The organism is Halomonas litopenaei (genome assembly GCF_003045775.1).
Taxonomy (GTDB): Bacteria; Pseudomonadota; Gammaproteobacteria; order Pseudomonadales; family Halomonadaceae; genus Halomonas; species Halomonas litopenaei.
Map to the genome: position 1 here is coordinate 46708 of NZ_PXNS01000010.1, position 21778 is coordinate 68485.

The window sequence follows — 21778 nt, forward strand, 5'->3', positions numbered from 1 at the left end:
TGCGTATAATGCGCCCACGCCGCCAGCTTGGCTTCAACGACTTCAGGATGCAGGACGTTATGACTGTTCGCACGCGTATCGCCCCGTCGCCCACCGGGGACCCCCACGTAGGAACCGCCTACATTGCCTTGTTCAACCTGTGCTTTGCTCGACAGCATGGGGGAGAGTTCATCCTTCGCATCGAGGACACCGATCGTGTTCGTTCCACCGCCGAGTCGGAGCAGATGATCCTCGATTCGTTGCGTTGGTTGGGGCTCGAATGGGACGAAGGACCCGATGTCGGCGGCCCGCATGGTCCCTATCGTCAGAGCGAGCGAGGAGACATCTATGCCGAGCACGCCCAGCGATTGATCGATGCCGGTCATGCCTTCAAGTGTTACCGCACCAGCGAGGAGCTCGACGAGCTGCGTGAGGCGCGCAAGGCCCAGGGGCTGCACCTGGCGCTGAAGCCGGCCGATCTGGCGCTTGATCCCGACGAACAGGCCCGTCGCGAGCAAGAGGGCATGCCTTATGTGGTGCGCATGCAGGTGCCGGAAAGCGGCCCCTGCGTCGTTCAGGACATGCTGCGTGGCGCCATCGAGGTGGACTGGGCCCAGGTGGATGCGCAGATCCTGCTCAAATCCGACGGCATGCCGACCTATCACCTGGCCAATGTGGTGGACGATCACCTGATGGGGATCACCCACGTGCTGCGTGGCGAGGAGTGGATCAATTCGGCGCCCAAGCACCAGTTGCTGTATGAGTACTTTGGCTGGGACATGCCTGAGCTGTGCCATATGCCGCTGCTGCGCAATCCCGACAAGTCCAAGCTGTCCAAGCGCAAGAACCCTACCTCGATCAACTATTATCGGCGTATGGGATTCCTGCCCCAGGCGGTAACCAACTATCTCGGACGCATGGGCTGGTCCATGCCGGACGAACGAGAGAAGTTCTCCCTCGCCGAGATGATGGAAAACTTCGACATTCAGCGGGTATCGCTGGGTGGCCCGGTGTTCGATCTCGAGAAGCTGACCTGGCTCAACGGTGTCTACCTGCGCGAGGACCTGGACGACCGCGCCTTTCTCCAGGCCTTGATGACCTGGGCCTTCAATGAAGACTACGTGGCGCAGATCCTGCCCCAGGTGCGCACGCGGGTCGATACCTTGTCCGACGTGGCGCCTCTGGCGGGGCACTTCTTCTCCGGGCTGCCCGCCATCAGCGAAGCAAGCTTCGACGGGATCAACCTGGAGCGTGAAGATCTCGTCAAGCTGCTGCAGTTCCTGGTCTGGCGGCTCGAAGGTGTGTCCAGCTGGAACAAGGACGCGCTGCTGGCCGAGATCAAGCTGTTGGGCAGCCACTTCGATCTGAAGATGAAGGCACTGCTGGCACCGGTCTTTATCGCCATCACCGGCTCCTCGTCGAGCACCTCGGTGATGGACGCCATGGCGATTCTTGGCTCCGACATGACCCGCGCCCGCCTGCGTCACGCCATCGGCGTGCTGGGTGGCGTCTCCAAGAAGCAGGCCAAGCGCTTCGAGAAGGAATATCGCGAGCTGCCGGCGGAATAGTGACAAGTGATGGCGGTGGGGGAGAGGCGTTATTGCGAGCCCCCATCGCCATGGCGCTTGTTGCGTTCAGCTCCCCCGCGCCCGCCTGCGTCACGCCATCGGCGTGCTGGGTGGCGTCTCCAGGAGGCAGGCCAAGCGCTTCGAGAAGGCGCGCCGCGAGCTGACCTGAGAAAAAGCGCGAGCTGCCGGCGGCATGATGAAAAAGATGGGGAGGCCTGCTGGCACCCCATCACCTTGGTATCGCCATGGCCGGCGCGCCGAAAAATTTTGGCGCTTCCGGGCTTGACCAAATCTTATGATATCCGTAAGATACGTCTCGTCTTCACGAGATGGGGCCTTAGCTCAGCTGGGAGAGCGCGACACTGGCAGTGTCGAGGTCAGCGGTTCGATCCCGCTAGGCTCCACCAATCTCGTTTCAGGCTGCGTCCCATTCGTCTAGTGGTCCAGGACACCGCCCTTTCACGGCGGGAACAGGGGTTCGAACCCCCTATGGGACGCCACTTCCTGTGCGTTGCGTCTGCTCCGCATGGATTCATGCTTTCGCATGAATCGTTGTGAACTCCGTGGTCTCTCCTCTTGTTATCACCATTCGCTTTGTGAGCTCTTCGTGATTTGCACGAAGCCTCAGTTTGCTTGTGGATGGTTTGCAAAAACTGTCTTGTACGGCTTGACAGAACCTTCCTCTTGTCCACCAGTGACGCATTTTTCCCCCGGTCAGCCTCTGCTACGGGGATAACGCCCGTGGTTGCGCGATTTATATTTTTTCCCTTCAAAATCAACGTGTTGCGACAGGTTAAAAATTAACCAATCTAAGTCCAATGCCCAGTTCATGGCGATTCGAGGGCGGTTTCGATAGGTTGTGAACAGGGTTATCCACAGAAAGTGTGGAAAACGCTGGGCGGGGTGAAGGGGGCTTGGGGAGAGAGGGGGATGTTGGCCCATGAGCGCATGCCGGCGGCGCGGGAAGGTCGGGCCAGCAGGAGGGCGCTGGCCCGGCAGGTATGGAAAATGTCAGTCCTTGCTGTCAGACCTTTCGCGCAGGCGTCGCAGCAGCGAGGACGTGTCCCAGCGTCCACCCCCCATTGCCTGCACGTCGGCGTAGAACTGGTCCACCAGGGCGGTCACCGGCAGGCGAGCCTCCAGCTGACGCGCCTGGTTCAGACAGATATCCAGATCCTTGCGCATCCAGTTGACGGCGAAGCCATGCTCGTATTCGTCACGGATCATGGTCGCGTGACGGTTCTCCATCTGCCACGATCCGGCGGCTCCCTGGCTGATGACCTCGACCACCCGCTCCTGATCGAGACCCGCTTGCTCGGCGAAATGAAGGCCTTCAGCGAGGCCCTGGACAAGGCCCGCGATGCAGATCTGGTTGACCATCTTGGTCAGCTGTCCGGCGCCGACGCCGCCCATCAAGGTTACGGCTCTGCCATAGTGCTCGAGTACCGGCCTTGCCCTGGAGAAGTGCTCCTCCTGGCCGCCGCACATGATGGTCAGGGCGCCGTTCTCTGCTCCTTGCTGGCCGCCGGAGACCGGCGCATCGATGAAGCCCACATCCTGCTTCTGGCAGGCCTGGTCGAGCTCCTCGGCGAGGCTCGAGGAGGCGGTGGTATGGTCCACCAGGATGGCGCCCTGGGAGAGCGTCGACAGTACCCCGTCGGGCCCGGTGGTGACCTCGCGAACGTCGTCGTCATTGCCCACGCACACCAGTACCAGATCGGCGCCGCTGGCGGCCTCGGCGGGTGTCGCATGATGGCTGCCGTCGAAGCGCTCGCACCACTGTTCGGCCTTGCTTTGCGTGCGATTGTAGACGCGCACTGTCAGCCCGGCTTCGGCGAGATGTCCTGCCATGGGGTAGCCCATGACCCCAAGGCCGATAAAGGCGACGGTGGAGATGTCTTGACTCATGAAAGCGCTCCTTTGTTGTTTCGCTAGAGGGGGTCAGCATAGCGCCGGTAGGCGTGTCCGTTCATCCGTTGGGCAAAAAAGTTGAACAAAAAAAGGGCCGCCCCGGAGGGCGGCCCTTTTCATGGTAATGCGACGCGGGATGGTGCGTCTTCTGGCGTGGCGGCGATTCCCTTGCATGGGGCAGCGGGCGCCACGCGAATTACCTGGTCGGCGAATTACTTGGACGGGTAGTCGCGCTTGGGATGCCCGGTGTAGAGCTGGCGCGGACGACCGATCTTGTAGCTTTCGCTGATCATCTCGTTCCAGTGCGAGATCCAGCCGATGGTACGGGATACCGCGAAGATGACCGTGAACATGTTGGTCGGGATGCCCATCGCCTTGAGGATGATGCCGGAATAGAAGTCGACATTCGGGTAGAGCTTGCGCTCGACGAAGTACTCGTCTTCCAGGGCGATCTGCTCCAGGCGCTTGGCGATCTTGAGTTGCGGATCGTCGGCCTTGCCCAGTTCTTCCAGGACCTCGTCGCAGGTCTCTTTCATGACCTTGGCGCGCGGGTCGAAGTTGCGATAGACGCGGTGACCGAAGCCCATCAGCTTGAACGGGTCATCCTTGTCCTTGGCCTTGTCGATGAAGCGCTGGATGTTCTCTTCGGAGTCGTCGCCGATCTCGTCGAGCATGTTGAGCACTGCTTCGTTGGCGCCACCGTGGGCAGGACCCCACAGGGCCGCGATGCCGGCGCTGATGCAGGCAAACGGGTTGGCGCCGGTGGAGCCTGCCAGACGCACCGTGGAGGTGGAGGCGTTCTGCTCGTGGTCCGCGTGCAGCATGAAGATGCGGTCCATGGCCTTGGCGTAGACCGGGTTGATCTCGTAGGGCTCGCACGGATTGCTGAACATCATGTAGAGGAAGTTCTCTGCATAGTTCAGGTCGTTGCGCGGGTAGTTGAAAGGCTGTCCGATGTTGTACTTGTAGGACATGGCCGCGATGGTCGGCATCTTGGCGATCAGGCGAATGGCGCTGATCTCGCGGTCCTTGGCCTGGGTAATGTCCAGGTGGTCATGATAGAACGCCGCCAGGCCGCCAATCACGCCGCACATGATCGACATGGGGTGGGCGTCGCGACGGAACCCCTTGAAGAAGTTGGCGATCTGCTCGTGGACCATGGTGTGGTTGCGCACCCGGTGCTCGAAGTCCTTGTACTGCTCTTCGTCCGGCAGTTCACCGAACAGCAGGGTGTAGCAGAGCTCGACGAAGTTGGAATGCTTGGCCAGTTGCTCGATCGGGTAGCCGCGATGCAGCAGCACGCCGTTGGCGCCATCGATGTAGGTGATGCCGGATTCGCAGGAAGAGGTGGCCAGGAAGCCGGGGTCGAAGGTAAAGAGGCCTTCCGCTCCGAGTCCGCGCACGTCAACGACGTCGGGGCCGAGGGTGCCTGAATGGACGGGAAGTTCGACAGGTTTCTCCAGACCATCCACCGTCAGGGTCGCTTTTCTCTCAGCCATGTCAGGCCTCCTTCGTGTTCGATATGGAGCGATACGTTGTCATTTCTCACTAACGTGCCGACGAATAGGGGGTCGCCCGGCAAAAAAGGTTCGCCCACTATAGAAGCGTTCAGGATATTGTCAATTCTCCCATTGAACGCTTGCTGTTGTACTATGCTCATTTAGCAGTATAGGTGTTGTACAGGTTATGATGCTTTGCATCATAGGCTGTCCTTTTGCAGTGCAGCAACTTGACGAAGTCGCATTTTTATGCAGCTTTGCCGCATTTTCCGACGAAGCGTTCGCCAAATTGCATGGTCATGCCATTTGTCATGGTGGGGGCATGTCCCTATAATTCAGGCCGCGACTGGCAGGAACAGGAGGTCGTGTCCAACTTGTCGCAGGTTGGGTCACGACAGCGCCCTTCCCAAAACCACCGCCCGCTCGGGCCTCTGGCCCGTATGTCGTAGAGTGGGCCAAGAGAGTGTGTAGAGAGCCGTGAATAGCAAACGACCCGTAAATCTGGATCTATCCACGATCCACTTCCCCCTTCCCGCCTTGACGTCGATTACCCACCGGGTCACTGGCGTCATTCTCTTCGTCGGTCTGATCTTCGGCTTCTGGGCGCTGGACGCCTCGTTGTCCTCGCCGGCCGGTTTCGACGCCGTACGTGATGCGCTGGCGCACAACTTCTTCGCCAAGCTGGTGGCCTGGGGACTGTTGTCCGCTCTGGCCTTCCACTTCGTCGCCGGCTGCAAGCACTTCATTATGGACGCCAACATCGGCGTGTCATTGGAAGGTGCGGTGAAAAAGGCGCAGATCACCATCGTGGCGAGCGTTGTCCTGATCATTCTGGCGGGAGTCTGGGTATGGTAACCAACATCACGAGCTTCAGCCGCAGCGGCCTGTCCGACTGGATCATCCAGCGCGCCAGTGCGGTTGTCATGGCGCTCTACACGGTCTTTCTGGTGGTCTATCTGCTGGCTCATCCGCAGCTCGACTATGCCACCTGGAGCGGTCTGTTCGAGCAGACCTGGATGCGAATCTTCTCGTTGCTGGCCTTCGTCTCGCTGGCCGCCCATGCCTGGGTGGGCCTGTGGACCGTGACCACCGACTACATCAAGCCGACCGCCATTCGTGTCGGCACCCAGTCCGTCATCATCATTGCCATCTTCGTGTTCCTGGTCTGGGGCATCCAAGTGCTGTGGGGAGCCTGATACATGTCAACCATGCGTAGTTTGACCTTTGACGCCATCATCATCGGTGGTGGTGGTGCCGGCCTTCGTGCGGCGCTGGAGCTGGCCAAGTCCGGCAAGAAGACCGCGGTGCTGTCCAAGGTCTTCCCGACGCGTTCGCACACCGTGTCCGCCCAGGGCGGCATTACCTGTGCCATCGCTTCCTCCGACCCCAACGACGACTGGCGCTGGCACATGTACGACACCGTCAAGGGCGGTGACTACATCACCGACCAGGACGCTGCGGAATACATGTGTTCCGAGGGGCCGAAGGCGGTGTTCGAACTCGAGCACATGGGCCTGCCGTTTTCCCGTTTCGACAATGGGCGGATCTATCAGCGCCCGTTCGGCGGTCAGTCCAAGAACTTTGGCGAAGGCGGCCAGGCGGCCCGTACCTGCGCCGCGGCCGACCGTACCGGACACGCTCTGCTGCACACGCTGTACCAGAACAATCTGAAAAATAACACCACCTTTCTCAATGAATGGTACGCCGTCGACCTGGTGAAGAACGCCAACGGTGACGTGGTCGGCTGTATCGCCATGGATATCGAGACCGGTGAAGTGGTGCACGTAAAGTCCAAGGCTACCGTGCTGGCCACCGGCGGTTCCGGTCGCATCTATGCCTCCACCACCAATGCCCTGATCAACACCGGTGACGGTATCGGCATGGCGCTGCGTGCCGGTGTGCCGATGCAGGACATGGAAATGTGGCAGTTCCACCCGACCGGTATCCACGGTGCCGGTGTGCTGGTGACAGAAGGTTGTCGCGGTGAAGGCGGCTACCTGGTCAACAAGGACGGCGAGCGCTTCATGGAGCGTTATGCGCCGAACGCCAAGGACCTCGCCGGCCGCGATGTGGTTGCGCGCTCCATGGTCATGGAAATCCTCGAAGGCCGTGGTTGCGGTGAAGACGGCGATCACGTCTTCCTCAAGCTCGACCATCTGGGCGAGGAGGTGCTGTCCAAGCGTCTGCCGGGCATCGTCGAGCTGGCCAAGACCTTCGCCCACGTGGATCCGGCCAAGGAGCCGATCCCGGTGGTGCCGACCTGCCACTACATGATGGGTGGTATCGCCACCAACGTGCATGGTCAGGCGATTGCCCAGGATGCCGACGGCAACGACCAGATCATCAATGGTCTCTACGCCTGTGGCGAGGCAGCTTGTGTCTCCGTGCACGGTGCCAACCGCCTGGGCGGCAACTCGCTGCTGGATCTGGTGGTGTTCGGGCGTGCCGCCGGCATGTACATCGAGAGCGCGCTCAATGAAGGCATCGAGTACCTGGATGCCCGCGAGTCCGACATCGAGACCGCGATGAAACGCATCACTCGCTGGAACGAGTCCGAAGGCGGCGAGAGCGTGCCTGAGCTCAAGCGCGAGCTGCAGAGCATTATGCAGAACTCCTTCGGCGTGTTCCGCGAAGAGAAGAACATGGTCGAGGGCGTCGAGAAGCTGGCCGAATTGCGTGGACGGATCGCCAACGCTCATCTGGCCGACAAGTCCCATGCGTTCAACACTGCCCGGGTCGAGGCTCTCGAGCTCGACAACCTGATGGAAGTGGCCGAGGCCACCGCCATCGCGGCACTGGAGCGCAAGGAGAGTCGCGGTGCGCACTCCCGCTACGACTATCCGGATCGTGACGACGCCAACTGGCTGAAGCACTCCATGTTCTTCCCCGGCGAGAAGCGGGTCGGCCAGCGCGATGTCAATTTCGCGCCGAAGACCGTCGACAAGTTCGAGCCGAAAATCCGTACCTATTAAGGGGGAGTCAACATGTCCAAGCTTCAGGTATCCCTGTACCGCTACAACCCGGAAACCGACTCCGCGCCTTATATGCAGGAGTTCGAGGTCGACACCCAGGGTCGCGACCTGATGGTGCTGAACCTGCTTGAGATGATCAAGGAGGACGACAGCTCCGTGGCCTTCCGTCGCAGCTGCCGTGAAGGCGTCTGTGGTAGTGACGGCATGAACATGAACGGCAAGAACGGCCTGGCTTGTATCACCCCGCTGTCCGAGGTGGTCAAGAACAACAAGCTGGTACTGCGTCCCTTGCCTGGTCTGCCGGTCATTCGTGACCTGGTGGTCGACATGGCGCTGTTCTACAAGCAGTACGAAAAGATCCAGCCGTACCTGCAGAACGACACGCCGGCGCCGGCCATCGAGCGCCTGCAGTCTCCGGAAGAGCGCGACAAGCTCGACGGTCTGTATGAGTGCATTCTATGCGCCTGCTGTTCGACCTCGTGCCCGTCGTTCTGGTGGAATCCGGAGAAGTTCGTCGGTCCCGCCGGCCTGCTGCAGTCCTATCGCTTCCTCGCGGATTCCCGCGATACGGCGACCCAGGAGCGTCTGTCGGAGCTGGAGGATCCGTTCTCCGTATTCCGTTGCCGCGGCATCATGAACTGCGTGGCGGTCTGTCCCAAGGGGCTTAACCCGACTCGGGCGATCGGCAAGATCCGTGAGATGTTGCTGGCGAATGCCACTTAAATCGTGGCGCCGGGCTTGTTATCATGGGCTCGGTCCGGGGGCGCGGCATCCTGTCGCGCCCCCGGATGACAGCGTCAGGAGCCGGTGCCATGGGCACCGGCTTTTGAGCATGATGCAAGACCGCTAGGCAGATCGACCGCGGCCCCGATGACCGCGGCAGAACCACCAGGGCGCTCGATGATGGTCAGTGCCAAGGGTGACGATGGGCAGGACGCCTTCCACTGAGGGGCCTGCGCCACGCCCGCGGTAGATCACGAGCATCGAGCCCACTACCACCCCATCAGTGCAGGGTGACCGAGAGATGCAACAAGGCATAATGGAGTTGATGTGGCGCTCCTCTCACGTGACGGGCAGCAACGTCCACTACGTGGAAGCGCTCTATGAGCAGTACCTCGACGACCCTAGCGCCGTCACCGATGAATGGCGCGATTACTTCGACGAGTTGTCACGCCAGGAAGGCGCCCCGTCCGACGAGACCCCCCTCTCACCGATCCGTGATCAGTTCTATCAGCTTGGCCGCGAACGTCGCACCGCCGTTGCCGGCAGCACGCCTGTCGACAGCGAAGAGAGCCGCAAGCAGGTCAAGGTCCTGCAGCTGATCAACGCCTATCGCTTCCGGGGCCACCAGAAGGCCGACATCGACCCGCTGGGGCTGCGTGATCCGAAGCCGGTGCCTGATCTTGATCTGGCGTTCCACCAGCTGTCCAAGGCCGACCTCGATACCGAGTTCCAGACCGGTTCCTTCTTCCTGGGCAAGGACCAGGCGCCGCTCAAGGAAATCGTCGATGCGCTGGATCGCACCTATTGCCGTTCGATCGGCTGCGAGTTCATGCATATCGTCGATACCGAAGAGAAGCGCTGGCTGCAGCAGCGTTTCGAGTCGGTGCGCTCGGCTCCGGACCATGGTGATGATCGCCGCAAGCAGCTGTTCGAGCGGTTGTCCGCGGCCGAGGGGCTCGAAAGCTACCTGGCCTCCAAGTACCCGGGCACCAAGCGCTTCGGCCTTGAGGGTGGCGAGACCTTCATTCCGATGATGGACGAGCTGATCCAGCGCGCGGGCAGCTACGGCACCAAGGAAGTGGTCATCGGCATGGCCCACCGCGGTCGCCTCAACGTGCTGGTCAACATCCTCGGCAAGAACCCCGGCGAGCTGATCGACGAGTTCGACGGCAAGAAGCTGATCGAGCGCGGTTCCGGTGACGTCAAGTATCACCAGGGCTTCAGCTCCAACGTGATGACGCCGGGCGGTGAGGTTCACCTGGCGATGTCCTTCAACCCCTCGCACCTCGAAATCGTGGCGCCGGTGGTGGAAGGCTCGGTGCGCGCTCGCCAGGATCGCCGCGACGATGTCGATGGCGGCAAGGTGCTGCCGATCAACGTCCATGGCGATGCCGCCTTCGCTGGTCAGGGCGTGGTCATGGAGACGTTCCAGATGTCCCAGACCCGTGCCTACAAGACCGGTGGTACGGTGCACATCGTCATCAACAACCAGGTCGGCTTCACCACGTCGCATCCCGAGGACGCGCGTTCCACTGAGTACTGCACCGACATCGCCAAGATGGTGCAGGCGCCGATCCTGCACGTGAACGGTGACGATCCCGACGCGGTGCTCCACGTGACCCAGGTGGCCCTGGACTATCGTCAGCAGTTCAAGAAGGACGTGGTCATCGACCTGGTGTGCTACCGCCGCCGCGGCCACAACGAGGCCGACGAGCCCTCCGGCACCCAGCCGATGATGTACCGCAAGATCAAGGACCATCCGTCCTCTCGTGCGATCTACGCCGAGCGCCTGGTCAAGCAGGGCGTGCTGAGCGAAGACGAAGCCAAGGCGGTGGTCGAGAAGTATCGCGATGATCTGGTCGCCGGCAATCACGTGGCCAACGCCCTGGTGCAGGAACCCAACACCTCACTGTTCGTCGACTGGAAGCCGTACCTCGGTCACGAGTGGACCGGGCACGCCGATACCACCTTCGACATGAAGCGGCTCAAGCAGCTTGCCGCCAAGATGTGCGAGATCCCTGACGGGGTGAAGGTGCAGCGTCAGGTCGCCAAGATCTACGATGATCGCCGCAAGATGCAGGGCGGTGGGCTGGCCATGAACTGGGGCTTCGCCGAAACCCTGGCCTACGCCACCTTGCTCGAGCAGGGGCACCCGATTCGCCTGACCGGTCAGGATGTCGGACGCGGTACCTTCTCGCACCGCCATGCGGTGATCCACAACCAGGCCGACGGTTCCACCTACGTGCCGCTTCAGCACATGGCGGACGGTCAGCCGCGTTTCACTATCCATGACTCCTTCCTCTCCGAGGAGGCGGTGCTGGCGTTCGAGTACGGCTACTCGACCACCATGCCCAACGCGCTGGTGATCTGGGAAGCGCAGTTCGGTGACTTCTTCAACGGCGCCCAGGTGGTGGTGGACCAGTTCATCTCCTCCGGCGAGACCAAGTGGGGTCGTCTGTGTGGCCTGACCATGCTGCTGCCCCACGGTTTCGAAGGGCAGGGCCCCGAGCACTCCTCGGCGCGTCTCGAGCGCTTCCTGCAGCTGTGCGCCGAGCACAACATGCAGGTGTGCGTGCCGACCACCCCGGCGCAGATCTATCACCTGCTGCGCCGTCAGGTGATTCGCCCGCTGCGCAAGCCGCTGGTGGTGATGTCGCCGAAGAGCCTGCTGCGCCACAAGGAAGCCACCTCGAGCCTCGAGGACCTCGCCAACGGCAGCTTCAACATGGTGCTGCCCGACCAGGGACAGCGTGATGCGTCCAAGGTCGAGCGGATCATCATGTGCTCGGGCAAGGTCTACTACGATCTGGCCAACTGGCGCGAGGAGAACCTGCGTGACGATGTAGCGATCGTGCGCGTCGAACAGCTCTATCCGTTCCCCAAGGAAGAGCTGATCGAGACGCTCAAGGACTACAGCGGCGTCACCGACATCGTCTGGTGTCAGGAAGAGCCCCTGAACCAGGGCGCCTGGTATTCCATGCAGCACAATCTGCGCATCGTCGCCGATTCGCTCAAGGACGGCCTGGGCGGTCAGCTGAAGTTTGCCGGACGTCCGGCATCGGCGGCTCCCGCGGCGGGCTACATGTCCGTACACACCGAACAGCAGCGCCAACTGGTGGAAGACGCCTTCAATCTCTAAGGCGACCATCGGGAAGAGAGAGAACACTAAGGATACGACATGGCTACCGAGATCAAGGCACCATCCTTTCCGGAATCCGTTGCCGAAGGCACCGTAGGTACCTGGCACAAGAAGCCGGGTGACAGCGTCGAGCGTGACGAACTGATCGTCGAGATCGAGACCGACAAGGTCGTGCTCGAGGTGGTGGCGGTGGAAGCCGGCACCCTGTCAGAGGTGCTGGTGGAAGAAGGCGACACCGTGGAGTCCGAGCAGGTCCTGGGCCGCATCGGTGAAGGCGGCGGCGAGTCCAAGGAAGCGTCCGAGGAGTCGTCCGAGAAAGACGAGGACGACGCCAAGGAAGACGCCTCCGAAGCGTCCGACGACAAGGCCGAGAAGAAGCCGGCTGAAGCGCCCAAGGGCGGCGGCGAGAAGCGCGACGTCAAGGCGCCGAGCTTCCCCGAGTCGGTGCAGGAAGGGACCGTCGCCAGCTGGACCAAGAAGGTCGGCGAAGCGGTCAAGCGTGACGAAGTGCTGGCCGAGATCGAGACCGACAAGGTCGTGCTCGAGGTGGTCGCACCGGAAGATGGCGCCCTGGCCGAGATCAAGATCGAGGAAGGCGACACCGTGGAGTCCGAGGCCGTGCTGGCGGTGTTCGAGGTGGGTGCAGGCGGTGGCTCTGCCGATACCGCCGACCAGGAAGCGCCCAAGGCCAGCGCCGACGATGGCGACAGCGACGAGCAGGTCGGTGACAAGATCGTGGCGCCTGCCGCGCGCAAGCTGATCGCCGAGCACGACCTCGACGTCAGTGCCATCAAGGGCACCGGCAAGGATGGTCGCGTGCTCAAGGAAGACGTGCTCAAGGCGGTCAAGGACGGCGGCGCCAAGAAGTCCGCGCCGGCCAAGAAGGCCAGCTCCGGCGCCACCGCAGCCCCGGCCGTGGAAGGCGAGCGTCCCGAGAAGCGCGTGCCGATGACCCGTCTGCGCAAGACCATCGCCAAGCGTCTGGTCCAGGCGCAGCAGACCGCCGCCATGCTGACCACCTACAATGAGGTGGACATGGGTGCGGTGATGGAGCTGCGCTCCCAGTACAAGGACACCTTCCTGAAGGCCCACGACGTCAAGCTCGGCTTCATGGGCTTCTTCGTCAAGGCGGCCTCCGAGGCACTCAAGCGCTTCCCTGACGTCAACGCCTCCATCGACGGTGACGACATCGTCTACCACGGTTATCAGGACATCGGCGTGGCCGTATCCACCGACCGTGGCCTGGTGGTGCCGGTGCTGCGCGATACCGACAGCATGAAGATCGCCGACGTCGAGAAGGGCATCGTCGACTTCGGCAAGCGCGGACGCGAAGGCAAGCTGGGCATCGAGGACATGCAGGGTGGTACCTTCACCATCACCAACGGCGGCATCTTCGGCTCGCTGATGTCGACCCCGATCCTGAATCCGCCGCAGACCGCGATCCTCGGCATGCACAAGATCCAGGAGCGTCCGATGGCGGTCAACGGCAAGGTCGAGATTCGCCCGATGATGTATCTGGCAGTGTCCTATGACCACCGCATGATCGATGGCAAGGATGCGGTACAGTTCCTGGTCACCATCAAGGAGCTGCTCGAGGATCCGGCGCGTCTGCTGCTGGAAATCTGAGCCAGACCGTGGCAGCGACAGGGATTTACTGCAGAGCCTCTGCACACAGAACGAACAGGAGCCAACATGGCCGACAAGTATGATGTGATCGTCATTGGCGCGGGCCCGGGTGGCTACGTGGCCGCCATCCGTGCTGCTCAGCTGGGTCTGAAGACCGCCTGCGTCGAGAAGTGGATCGGCAAGGAAGGCAAGGTGGTGCACGGCGGTACCTGCCTGAACGTGGGCTGTATCCCGTCCAAGGCACTGCTCGAGGCCTCCCACAAGTTCGTCGAGGCCCAGCACGACTTCGACGACATGGGCATCCAGGCCGGCGACGTCAGCATGGACGTGTCCAAGATGATGGCGCGCAAGGACAAGATCGTTAAGCAGCTGACCGGCGGCATCTCCGGGCTGTTCAAGGCCAATGGCGTCACCGCCATCGAAGGTACCGGCAAGGTCGTGGCCAAGAACAAGGTCGAGGTCACCGACAAGGACGGCGAGTCCAGCACCGTCGAGGCGGACAACATCGTCATCGCCGCCGGCTCGGTGCCGGTGGAGATCCCGCCGACCCCGCTGACCGAGGGTCTGATCGTCGATTCCACCGGCGCCCTCGAGTTCCAGGAGACGCCCAAGCGTCTGGGCGTCATCGGCGCCGGCGTCATCGGCCTTGAGCTCGGCAGCGTGTGGAGCCGCCTCGGCAGCGAAGTGACCGTGCTCGAGGCGATGGACAGCTTCCTGCCGATGGTCGACTCGGCCATCGCCAAGGAGACCCAGAAGCTGCTCAAGAAGCAGGGTCTGGACATCAAGCTCAACGCCCGCGTGACCGGTTCCGAGGTCAAGGGTGAGGAAGTCGTCGTCAAGTACGAGGACAACGAGGGTGAGAAGGAACTGACCTTCGACAAGCTGATCGTCTGTGTCGGCCGTCGTCCCTACACCAAGGGCGTGGTAGCCGACGGCCTGGGCGTCGAACTGGATCAGCGCGGCTTCATCCACGTCGATGACCAGTGCCGCACCAGCGTGCCGGGCGTCTACGCCATCGGCGACTGCGTGCGTGGCCCGATGCTGGCCCACAAGGCCTCCGAAGAGGGCGTGATGGTGGCCGACATCATCGCAGGCCACAAGGCGCAGATGAACTACGACGCCATTCCCAGCGTGATCTACACCCACCCCGAGGTGGCCTGGGTCGGCATGAACGAGCAGGACGCCAAGTCCGCCGGTATCAAGGTCAAGACCGGTAGTTTCCCGTTCGCCGCCAGTGGCCGTGCCATGGCCAACAACGCCACCGAAGGCCAGGCCAAGATCATCGCCGACGCCGAGACCGATCGCATCCTGGGGATGCACATCGTCGGTCAGCACGCCGGTGAGCTGATCGCCCAGGGCGTTATCGCCATGGAATTCGGCTCCAGCGCCGAAGATCTGGCGCTGACCTGCTACGCGCACCCGAGCCTGTCCGAGGCGGTGCACGAGGCAGCGCTGGCGGTGGAAGGGCACGCCATCCACGTGGCCAACCGCAAGAAGCGCTAGCAAGACAACAAGCGCCCGGTAATCCTAGGCAAGCCTGTGCAGTTTTGGCAGGCTTGCCGGTGTTTTCCGCGAGCGCATCGCCGCCGACCATGTATCGGTGGCGGTCGGTGGCGACCCGATGACTTTCGTCCCTCGGGGCAGGGTGGGTCGCCGTTCGAGTCACATGCAACCAATGGCATGAATCGATGAACCTTCACGAGTATCAAGGCAAGCAGCTGTTTGCCGACTATGGTCTGCCCGTTTCCAAGGGCTTCGCCTGCGACACCCCCGAAGAAGCCTACGAGGCTTGCAAGAAGATCGGCGGCGACATGTGGGTCGTCAAGGCCCAGGTCCACGCCGGTGGCCGCGGCAAAGCCGGTGGTGTCAAGCTGATCAAGAGCCCGGACGAAGCCAAGGCCTTCGCCGAGCAGTGGCTGGGCAAGAACCTGGTGACCTTCCAGACCGACGAGAACGGTCAGCCGGTCGCCAAGATCCTGGTCGAGAACTGCACCGACATCGCCAATGAGCTGTACCTTGGCGCGGTGGTCGACCGTGGCACCCAGCGTGTGGTCTTCATGGCTTCCACCGAAGGTGGTGTCGAGATCGAGAAGGTCGCCGAAGAGACGCCCGAGAAGATCCTCAAGGCCGAGATCGACCCGCTGGTCGGCGCACAGCCCTACCAGGCGCGTGAGCTGGCCTTCGCCCTCGGCCTGGAAGGCGCGCAGGTGAAGCAGTTCACCAAGATCTTCCTGGGTCTGTCCAAGATGTTCCACGACAAGGATCTGGCGCTTTTGGAGATCAACCCGCTGGTGATCACCGACGAAGGCAATCTCCACTGCCTCGACGCCAAGATCAACCTGGACGGCAACGCCCTGTACCGTCACCCGGATCTGCAGGAAATGCGTGACCCGTCCCAGGAAGACGAGCGTGAAGCCAACGCTGCCCAGTGGGACCTGAACTACGTCGCCCTGGAAGGCAACATCGGCTGCATGGTCAACGGCGCTGGCCTGGCCATGGGCACCATGGACATCATCAAGCTCCACGGTGGCCAGCCGGCCAACTTCCTTGACGTCGGCGGCGGCGCCACCAAGGAGCGCGTGGCTGAGGCGTTCAAGATCATCCTGTCCGACGACAGCGTGCAGGCCGTGCTGGTCAACATCTTCGGCGGTATCGTGCGCTGCGACATGATCGCTGAAGGCATCATCGGTGCCGTCGAGCAGGTCGGCGTCAATGTGCCGGTCGTGGTGCGTCTGGAAGGTAACAACGCCGAGCTGGGTGCCGAGAAACTGGCCTCCAGCGGTCTGAACATCATCGCTGCCAAGAGCCTCACCGATGCGGCTCAGCAGGTCGTCAAGGCAGCGGAGGGCAAGTAATGAGCATCCTGATCGACAAGAACACCAAGGTCATCTGCCAGGGCTTCACTGGCGGACAGGGGACCTTCCACTCCGAACAGGCCATCGAGTACGGCACCCAGATGGTCGGCGGCGTGACCCCGGGCAAGGGCGGCCAGGAGCACCTGGGCCTGCCGGTGTTCAACACCGTCAAGGAAGCCGTCGAGCAGACCGGCGCCGAGGCCAGCGTGATCTACGTGCCTGCCCCGTTCTGCAAGGATTCCATCCTGGAAGCCGCCAACGCCGGCATCAAGCTGATCGTGTGCATCACTGAAGGCATCCCGACCCTCGACATGCTGGACGTCAAGGTCAAGTGCGATGAGCTGGGCGTGCGTCTGATCGGTCCGAACTGCCCCGGTGTCATCACCCCGGGCGAGACCAAGATCGGCATCATGCCGGGTCACATCCACAAGCCGGGCAAGGTCGGTATCGTGTCGCGTTCCGGCACCCTGACCTACGAAGCGGTCAAGCAGACCACCGACCACGGCTTCGGCCAGTCCACCTGTGTGGGCATCGGCGGTGACCCGATCCCGGGCTCCAACTTCATCGACATCCTCGAGATGTTCGAGAAGGACCCGGCGACCGAGGCCATCGTCATGATCGGTGAGATCGGCGGTACCGCCGAGGAAGAGGCTGCTGCCTACATCAAGGAGCACGTCTCCAAGCCGGTGGTGTCCTACATCGCCGGTGTCACCGCTCCTCCCGGCAAGCGCATGGGCCACGCCGGCGCCATCATCGCCGGTGGCAAGGGCACCGCGGACGAGAAGTTCGCCGCCCTGGAAGCCGCGGGCGTCAAGACCGTGCGCTCCCTGGCCGAGATCGGCGACGCCCTGAAGGAAGCGACCGGCTGGTAAGCGGTCCTACCGTCAGAATAAGCGTCAGAATAAAGGCCACCTCCGGGTGGCCTTTTTTGTGGCTGGAACTCCACCAGATGCGACGAAGGGGCGGGTCGAAGGGGGAAGTACGCGGAAGGCGTTAGGGACGAGGCGACGATTGATTGGCCCGCGTGCGCCACCAGCCGACCACCTGTGCCACGAACACCGGCGCGCCCGCCACCAGATAGAGGTGGTAGCTGACCAGGCGCCAGACGATCACCGCCGCCGCGGCCTGCTCTCGGGCCATCAGCGGCAGCAGCAGGGCGCCTACGCTGACCTCCGCGGCGCCGGCGCCGCCCGGCAGCACGCTCAACTGGCTGGCGGCCATGGCCAGCATCTGCACTAGAAAGGTCCAGGCCCAGTCGGCGCCGCCGCCCACCCCCAGCACCGCCAGATACAGGAGGCTATAGCGCGCAAGCCAGTGCAGGCAGCACAGCGCGAAGATCGCCATCAGCACGCCCTTGGGCAGCGCAAGCGTACTCGCCAGGGTCCGGCGACAGCGCAGCAGGCGTCGGGTCATCCAGCGCCTGGGCCCCGAGCCGACAAAGGGAGGGGGAGAGACATGGCGCAGCAGCCAGGGTAGCCACACGATCACCACCGCAAACACCACAAGCGCCAGCAGCAGCGCCGCCAGGGAGGCCTCGACCAGGGTCTGGTGAGGCCAGCTGGCCAGTCCGCTCATCGACAGCGACACCAGTACGCCCAGCATCAGGCTGAAGAACAGCATGTCGGCGAGCTGATCGACCAGAAAGATGGCCGAGGCCTGGGCCGGCGGATAGCCCCGGCGTGCCAGCAGCCACAGCAGGGTGGCGACGCCTCCGCCCCCGGCCGGGGTGGCACATAGCGCGAACTTCGACGACATCTCGATCGCCAGGGCACCGCCCTGACCGAGGCGGCCGGCTCGTCCGTCGAGCATCAGCCGCAGGCGCGCCGCGTTGAGGTTCCAGCAGATCACCGCCAGGGCTACCATCAGCGCCAGCAGGGGCAGCGGGAAGGCGATAACCGCAGTGAAGGTGCCGGCGCCCCCCAGCCACCACGGCAGCAGCAGGGTGATGGCCAGGGTCAGGATCAGCAGGGCGGCCTTCCACCACAGGCGTGATTGCATCCCGGCAGGGGCACGCAGGCGCCTGTCCAGCGATGGTGTTGGCCCAAACCTAGCCATGGCGCCGATCGCGCGGGCAGACCGGATCGATGACGGCTTCGTAATGGTTGAGCAGCGAAATCATCACCTTGTCCCAGTCGAACTGGCGCTCGACGAAGCGCCGAGCGTGGCGCCCGGCCGATTGCGGATCATTGGCGAACAGCGCCTCGGTGGCCTCGGCCATGGCGGCTGCCGAATGTGGCTGACATAGCACGCCGCCGCCCAATGGCACGTTCTCGATCAGCGCACCGGCCCTGGCGCCGATCACCGGGATGCCGCTGGCCATGGCTTCCTGGGCGATCAGCCCGAAGGTCTCGCGGGTGCCCGCGTGCAGCAGGGCATCACTGGAGGCGAGCGCACGGGCGACCTCATGCACGCCGACGCAGCGATTGATGACGCTGACGTTGGCGGGCACCTCGGTGGGCATGCCGGGGCCCATCAACAGCAGGTGGTAGGGAGGCCCAAGGCGCCTGGCGGTGTCCAGCAACACCTCGATGTTCTTCTCTCGTGAGTAGCGCCCGACGAACACCAATAGACGGCTGTCGTTGCCGAGCCCCAGCTTGCGCCTGAGCTCGGGATCGCGCCTGTCCGGGTGAAAGGTCGCCAGATCGACGCCAAGGGGCTGCACCCGCACCCGTTTGACGCCCCAGGACGTCAGACGGTCGGCCATCGCCTGGCAGGGCGCCAGTACGCTGTCGAAGCGGCGGTAAAGGTCGACCACGTAGCGCTCCAGCCGTCGCTGCACCATCGGCCCGAAGCGATCCCCCATCAACCGAGGAAGGTCCGAGTGGTAGAAGCCCACCACCGGCACGCCGAGACGCTGGCCGGCGTCCAGTGCCGCCCAGGCGGTGACGTAGGGGTCGCCGGCTTCGATCAGATCCGGCGATAGCTCCACCAGGGCGTCGCGCCAGGGCCGGCGGCGCAGCGGAAAGCGGTAGCTCTGGCCCAGCGGGATGCGCAGTGCAGGCAACTGGTGATGGTCGCCGAGGCTGTCTCGCTCGGCCCCCGGCACCAGCAGACTGGTGCGCAACTGCGGGAAGCGCGAAAACACCCGGTGTTTGGCTTGAAGGTAGGTGCGTACGCCGCCGCTGGCGGGGGCGTGAAACATGGTGACGTCGGCGAGATGCAAAAGGGGCCTCCATGGCGAGCGCGTCATTGCCATGAGCCTACGAGGGAAATAAGTCAGTTCAGCGACAGGGAAAGGTGCCTGGAAGAATCGCCCGGGCGGAGAACGAAAAACGGCGACCCGAAGGTCGCCGTTTTCTGTACTTCCAGGTCGATAGCGGTGTTACCGCCGCGACCGAGCAGGAAGGATCGCTCAGGCGGCGGGCTGGGCCACCAGTGAGCGGGTCTCTTCCTTGGCTTCGGTCAGGGCGACGCGTACCGCGTCGCCGAGCTTGAAGCGCTCCTCGCCCTCGATCTGGATGCGGCCTTCCTTGTCGTCGACCACCACCTTGTCGCGATCTGCGTGCATCAGCGGTGCCGGCACGAAGGCGGTGGCGCCGTTGGCGGTCAGGCGCACCCGCATGCCGCCGCGGTTGATGGCGATGATCTCGGCATCGAACACGTCCTGCTGCTTGGCCGCCGGGGTCAGGTAGCGCACGTAGAGCCAGTCCTTGACGTCGCGCTCGGCCAGGCGGTTGAGGCGACGACGCTCGGTGAGCTGCTCTGTCAACTCGACGCTGGCCTCCTTCGGCGCCTGCTCGCCCTTGAGCACACGCTTGATCAGGCGGTGGTTGACCATGTCGCCGTACTTGCGGATCGGCGAGGTCCAGGTGGCGTAGGCGGCCAGTCCCAGGCCAAAGTGCGGGCCCGGCTGGGCGGACATGGCGGTAAAGCCCTGGAACTTGCGCAGGCGGGCGTCGAGCCAGGCATCGTCGCGGCTTTCCAGCGCACGCTTGAGCTCCTTGTAGCGCGACAGGTCGGTCAGCGCCTCACGCTCGACGGCGATGTCCTGGGTCGCCAGGAAGCTCTGGGCGGCCTCGGCCTTGTCGTCCTCGAAGGCACGATGGACGTTGAAGATGCCGTGACCGACCTTGTCGGCCAGCAGCGCCGCACAGCAGGCATTGGCGGCGATCATCGACTCTTCGATCATGCGGTTGGCGATGCGCCGCTCTTCGGTGCGGATCGCCAGCACGTTGCCGGCCTCGTCCAGGTCGAAGACATAGTCGGGACGGTCCTTGAACACCAGGGCGTGCTCCTGACGCCAGGCGGTGCGTGCCTCGGTCAGATCGCGGAGAGCCTTGAGCTGTTCACCGATGGTGTCGTCGGGTACCCAGTCGCCCTGGCCCTCGAGCCAGTCAGAGACGTTGTCGTAGACCAGGCGAGCCTGTGAACGCGCGGTGGCAGCGAAGAACTGATAGTCACCGAGGCTGCCATCGGCGTTGACGTCCAGGCGACAGGCCAGCACCGGGCGCTCCTGGCCCTCGTGCAGCGAGCACAGATCGTCGGCCAGCTGCTCGGGCAGCATGGTGACGTTCTGGCCCGGCAGGTAGACGGTGAAGGCGCGGGTGCGGGCCTCGAGGTCGGCGGCGTGGCCTTCCTCGACGTAGGCGGTAGGGTCGGCGATGGCCACCGACAGGCGCCAGCCGCCGTCCTCGCGGACCTCGACGCGCAAGGCGTCGTCCATGTCCCGGGTCTTCTCGCCATCGATGGTGAAGAAGGGCTCGGCGGTCAGGTCCTCTCGCTCCAGGCCCTCGTCGCGCAGCGGCCAGTCGTTGCCGGCGTCGGGGCATTCCTGCTCGAGGGCGTGGCGGGCCAGGGTGACGCGCCAGGGTACTGCGGGATCATCGGTCTTGGCCACCAGCTCGTCGATCTGGGTAAAGAAGGCGCGATCGTCGGGCTTGAGCGGGTGGCGCACCAGACGTGCCACTACCCAGTCGCCGTCACCGATGGCGTCTTCCTCGAGGCTGCGCTTGATGCGTGCCTTCATGGCGGTCTTGATCGACGGGTGATCAGGCACCACCGCCAGGCGTCCATCACGCTTCTGCACCCGGGCAACGAAGCGCTGCATGTTGCTCTCGATCAGGGTGTCGGGTTCCACCGACTTGCGCTCGCCTTCCTCGTGCAGCACTGCCTCGACGCGGTCGCCGTGCAGCACCTTCTTCATGGCGGGGGGCGGCACGAAATAGGACGCACCGTCCTCGCACTCGAGGAAGCCGAAGCCCTTTTCGGTGGCTTTGATGACACCCGTGACGCGGGGGGTGTTATCGCGGATCTGTTGCTTGAGCTGAGCCAGCAAGGCGTTGTTCTGCAGCATGGTCACGATCGAGTGGCGGGAATAAGGGGGCCACTATACGGATTGTTGCAGCCCCGGCCAAACCCCGTGGAGCCCGAGGCCACAAATCAAGGGGTTGGAAACGGTATCCGGCAAAATTTCACCGCTTCCTGCGCGGCATCCTTGCTACGCCTCCTTTCGCTCCCGTGGGAATACCTCGGTAGAGGAGTTGAGGGGGGCGTGTGGGTCGCCGTG

At 63.2% G+C, this 21778-nt stretch carries 15 protein-coding genes and 2 tRNA genes; 12 read left to right on the forward strand and 5 right to left on the reverse strand.

Features of this window, described 5'->3' with window-relative positions; all coding sequences use genetic code 11:
• The first annotated feature begins 59 nt into the window (after positions 1–59).
• From gltX to C6W88_RS16210, 3 genes are all read left to right on the forward strand, one after another.
• Complete coding sequence (gene gltX, locus C6W88_RS16200; RefSeq protein WP_108133233.1) at positions 60–1547, forward strand: glutamate--tRNA ligase; 1488 nt, start codon at positions 60–62, stop codon at positions 1545–1547.
• Positions 1548–1878: 331 nt separating this feature from the next.
• Positions 1879–1954, forward strand: a tRNA-Ala gene (locus C6W88_RS16205).
• 17 nt (positions 1955–1971) lie between these two features.
• Positions 1972–2047, forward strand: a tRNA-Glu gene (locus C6W88_RS16210).
• Positions 2048–2558: 511 nt separating this feature from the next.
• Here the strand turns inward: C6W88_RS16210 and C6W88_RS16215 are convergent.
• Entirely contained in the window at positions 2559–3455 is an 897-nt protein-coding gene (locus C6W88_RS16215; RefSeq protein ID WP_108133234.1) for an NAD(P)-dependent oxidoreductase, read from the reverse strand.
• Positions 3456–3670: 215 nt separating this feature from the next.
• A complete protein-coding gene (gene gltA, locus C6W88_RS16220) occupies positions 3671–4957 on the reverse strand; it encodes a citrate synthase (protein WP_045992953.1) in 1287 nt (428 codons plus the stop codon).
• Positions 4958–5434: 477 nt separating this feature from the next.
• Between gltA and sdhC the strand changes: the two genes are divergently transcribed.
• The 9 genes from sdhC to sucD all read left to right on the forward strand — a co-directional run bounded on the left by sdhC (position 5435) and on the right by sucD (position 17144).
• Positions 5435–5812 (forward strand): succinate dehydrogenase, cytochrome b556 subunit, encoded by a 378-nt coding sequence (gene sdhC, locus C6W88_RS16225; protein ID WP_045992952.1) that lies wholly within the window; start codon positions 5435–5437, stop codon positions 5810–5812.
• Positions 5806–6153 carry a succinate dehydrogenase, hydrophobic membrane anchor protein gene (gene sdhD, locus C6W88_RS16230; protein ID WP_045992951.1) on the forward strand — a complete coding sequence of 116 codons (348 nt, stop codon included), beginning with the start codon at positions 5806–5808 and terminating at the stop codon, positions 6151–6153. The genes sdhC and sdhD overlap by 7 nt, the downstream gene beginning before the upstream one ends.
• Positions 6154–6156: 3 nt before the next feature.
• Positions 6157–7929, forward strand: a complete 1773-nt coding sequence (gene sdhA / locus C6W88_RS16235) for a succinate dehydrogenase flavoprotein subunit (protein WP_045992950.1) — start codon at positions 6157–6159, stop codon at positions 7927–7929.
• A gap of 12 nt (positions 7930–7941) precedes the next feature.
• Positions 7942–8652, forward strand: a complete 711-nt coding sequence (locus C6W88_RS16240) for a succinate dehydrogenase iron-sulfur subunit (protein WP_045992949.1) — start codon at positions 7942–7944, stop codon at positions 8650–8652.
• A 301-nt stretch (positions 8653–8953) separates the two neighbouring features.
• On the forward strand, positions 8954–11791 hold the full coding sequence (locus tag C6W88_RS16245; protein WP_108133235.1) for a 2-oxoglutarate dehydrogenase E1 component: 2838 nt from the start codon (positions 8954–8956) through the stop codon (positions 11789–11791).
• Positions 11792–11830: 39 nt separating this feature from the next.
• Positions 11831–13417 carry a 2-oxoglutarate dehydrogenase complex dihydrolipoyllysine-residue succinyltransferase gene (odhB, locus tag C6W88_RS16250; protein WP_108133236.1) on the forward strand — a complete coding sequence of 529 codons (1587 nt, stop codon included), beginning with the start codon at positions 11831–11833 and terminating at the stop codon, positions 13415–13417.
• A 66-nt stretch (positions 13418–13483) separates the two neighbouring features.
• Positions 13484–14920, forward strand: coding sequence for a dihydrolipoyl dehydrogenase (gene lpdA / locus C6W88_RS16255; RefSeq protein WP_045992946.1), 1437 nt, complete (start codon positions 13484–13486; stop codon positions 14918–14920).
• A gap of 185 nt (positions 14921–15105) precedes the next feature.
• Positions 15106–16272 (forward strand): ADP-forming succinate--CoA ligase subunit beta, encoded by a 1167-nt coding sequence (gene sucC, locus C6W88_RS16260; RefSeq protein WP_045992945.1) that lies wholly within the window; start codon positions 15106–15108, stop codon positions 16270–16272.
• Positions 16272–17144, forward strand: a complete 873-nt coding sequence (gene sucD, locus C6W88_RS16265) for a succinate--CoA ligase subunit alpha (protein ID WP_045992944.1) — start codon at positions 16272–16274, stop codon at positions 17142–17144. The genes sucC and sucD overlap by 1 nt, the downstream gene beginning before the upstream one ends.
• A 121-nt stretch (positions 17145–17265) precedes the next feature.
• Here the strand turns inward: sucD and C6W88_RS16270 are convergent, their stop codons facing one another.
• The 3 genes from C6W88_RS16270 to C6W88_RS16280 form a co-directional block, all read right to left on the reverse strand.
• Positions 17266–18327 carry a glucosaminyl phosphatidylglycerol flippase gene (locus C6W88_RS16270; RefSeq protein WP_231498677.1) on the reverse strand — a complete coding sequence of 354 codons (1062 nt, stop codon included), beginning with the start codon at positions 18325–18327 and terminating at the stop codon, positions 17266–17268.
• Positions 18320–19435, reverse strand: a complete 1116-nt coding sequence (locus C6W88_RS16275; RefSeq protein ID WP_108133238.1) for an N-acetylglucosaminyl phosphatidylglycerol synthase — start codon at positions 19433–19435, stop codon at positions 18320–18322. Before C6W88_RS16275 ends, C6W88_RS16270 begins: the two co-directional genes overlap by 8 nt.
• Before the next feature lie 189 nt (positions 19436–19624).
• Complete coding sequence (locus tag C6W88_RS16280; RefSeq protein ID WP_108133239.1) at positions 19625–21565, reverse strand: exoribonuclease II; 1941 nt, start codon at positions 21563–21565, stop codon at positions 19625–19627.
• Between the last annotated feature and the right edge of the window lie 213 nt (positions 21566–21778).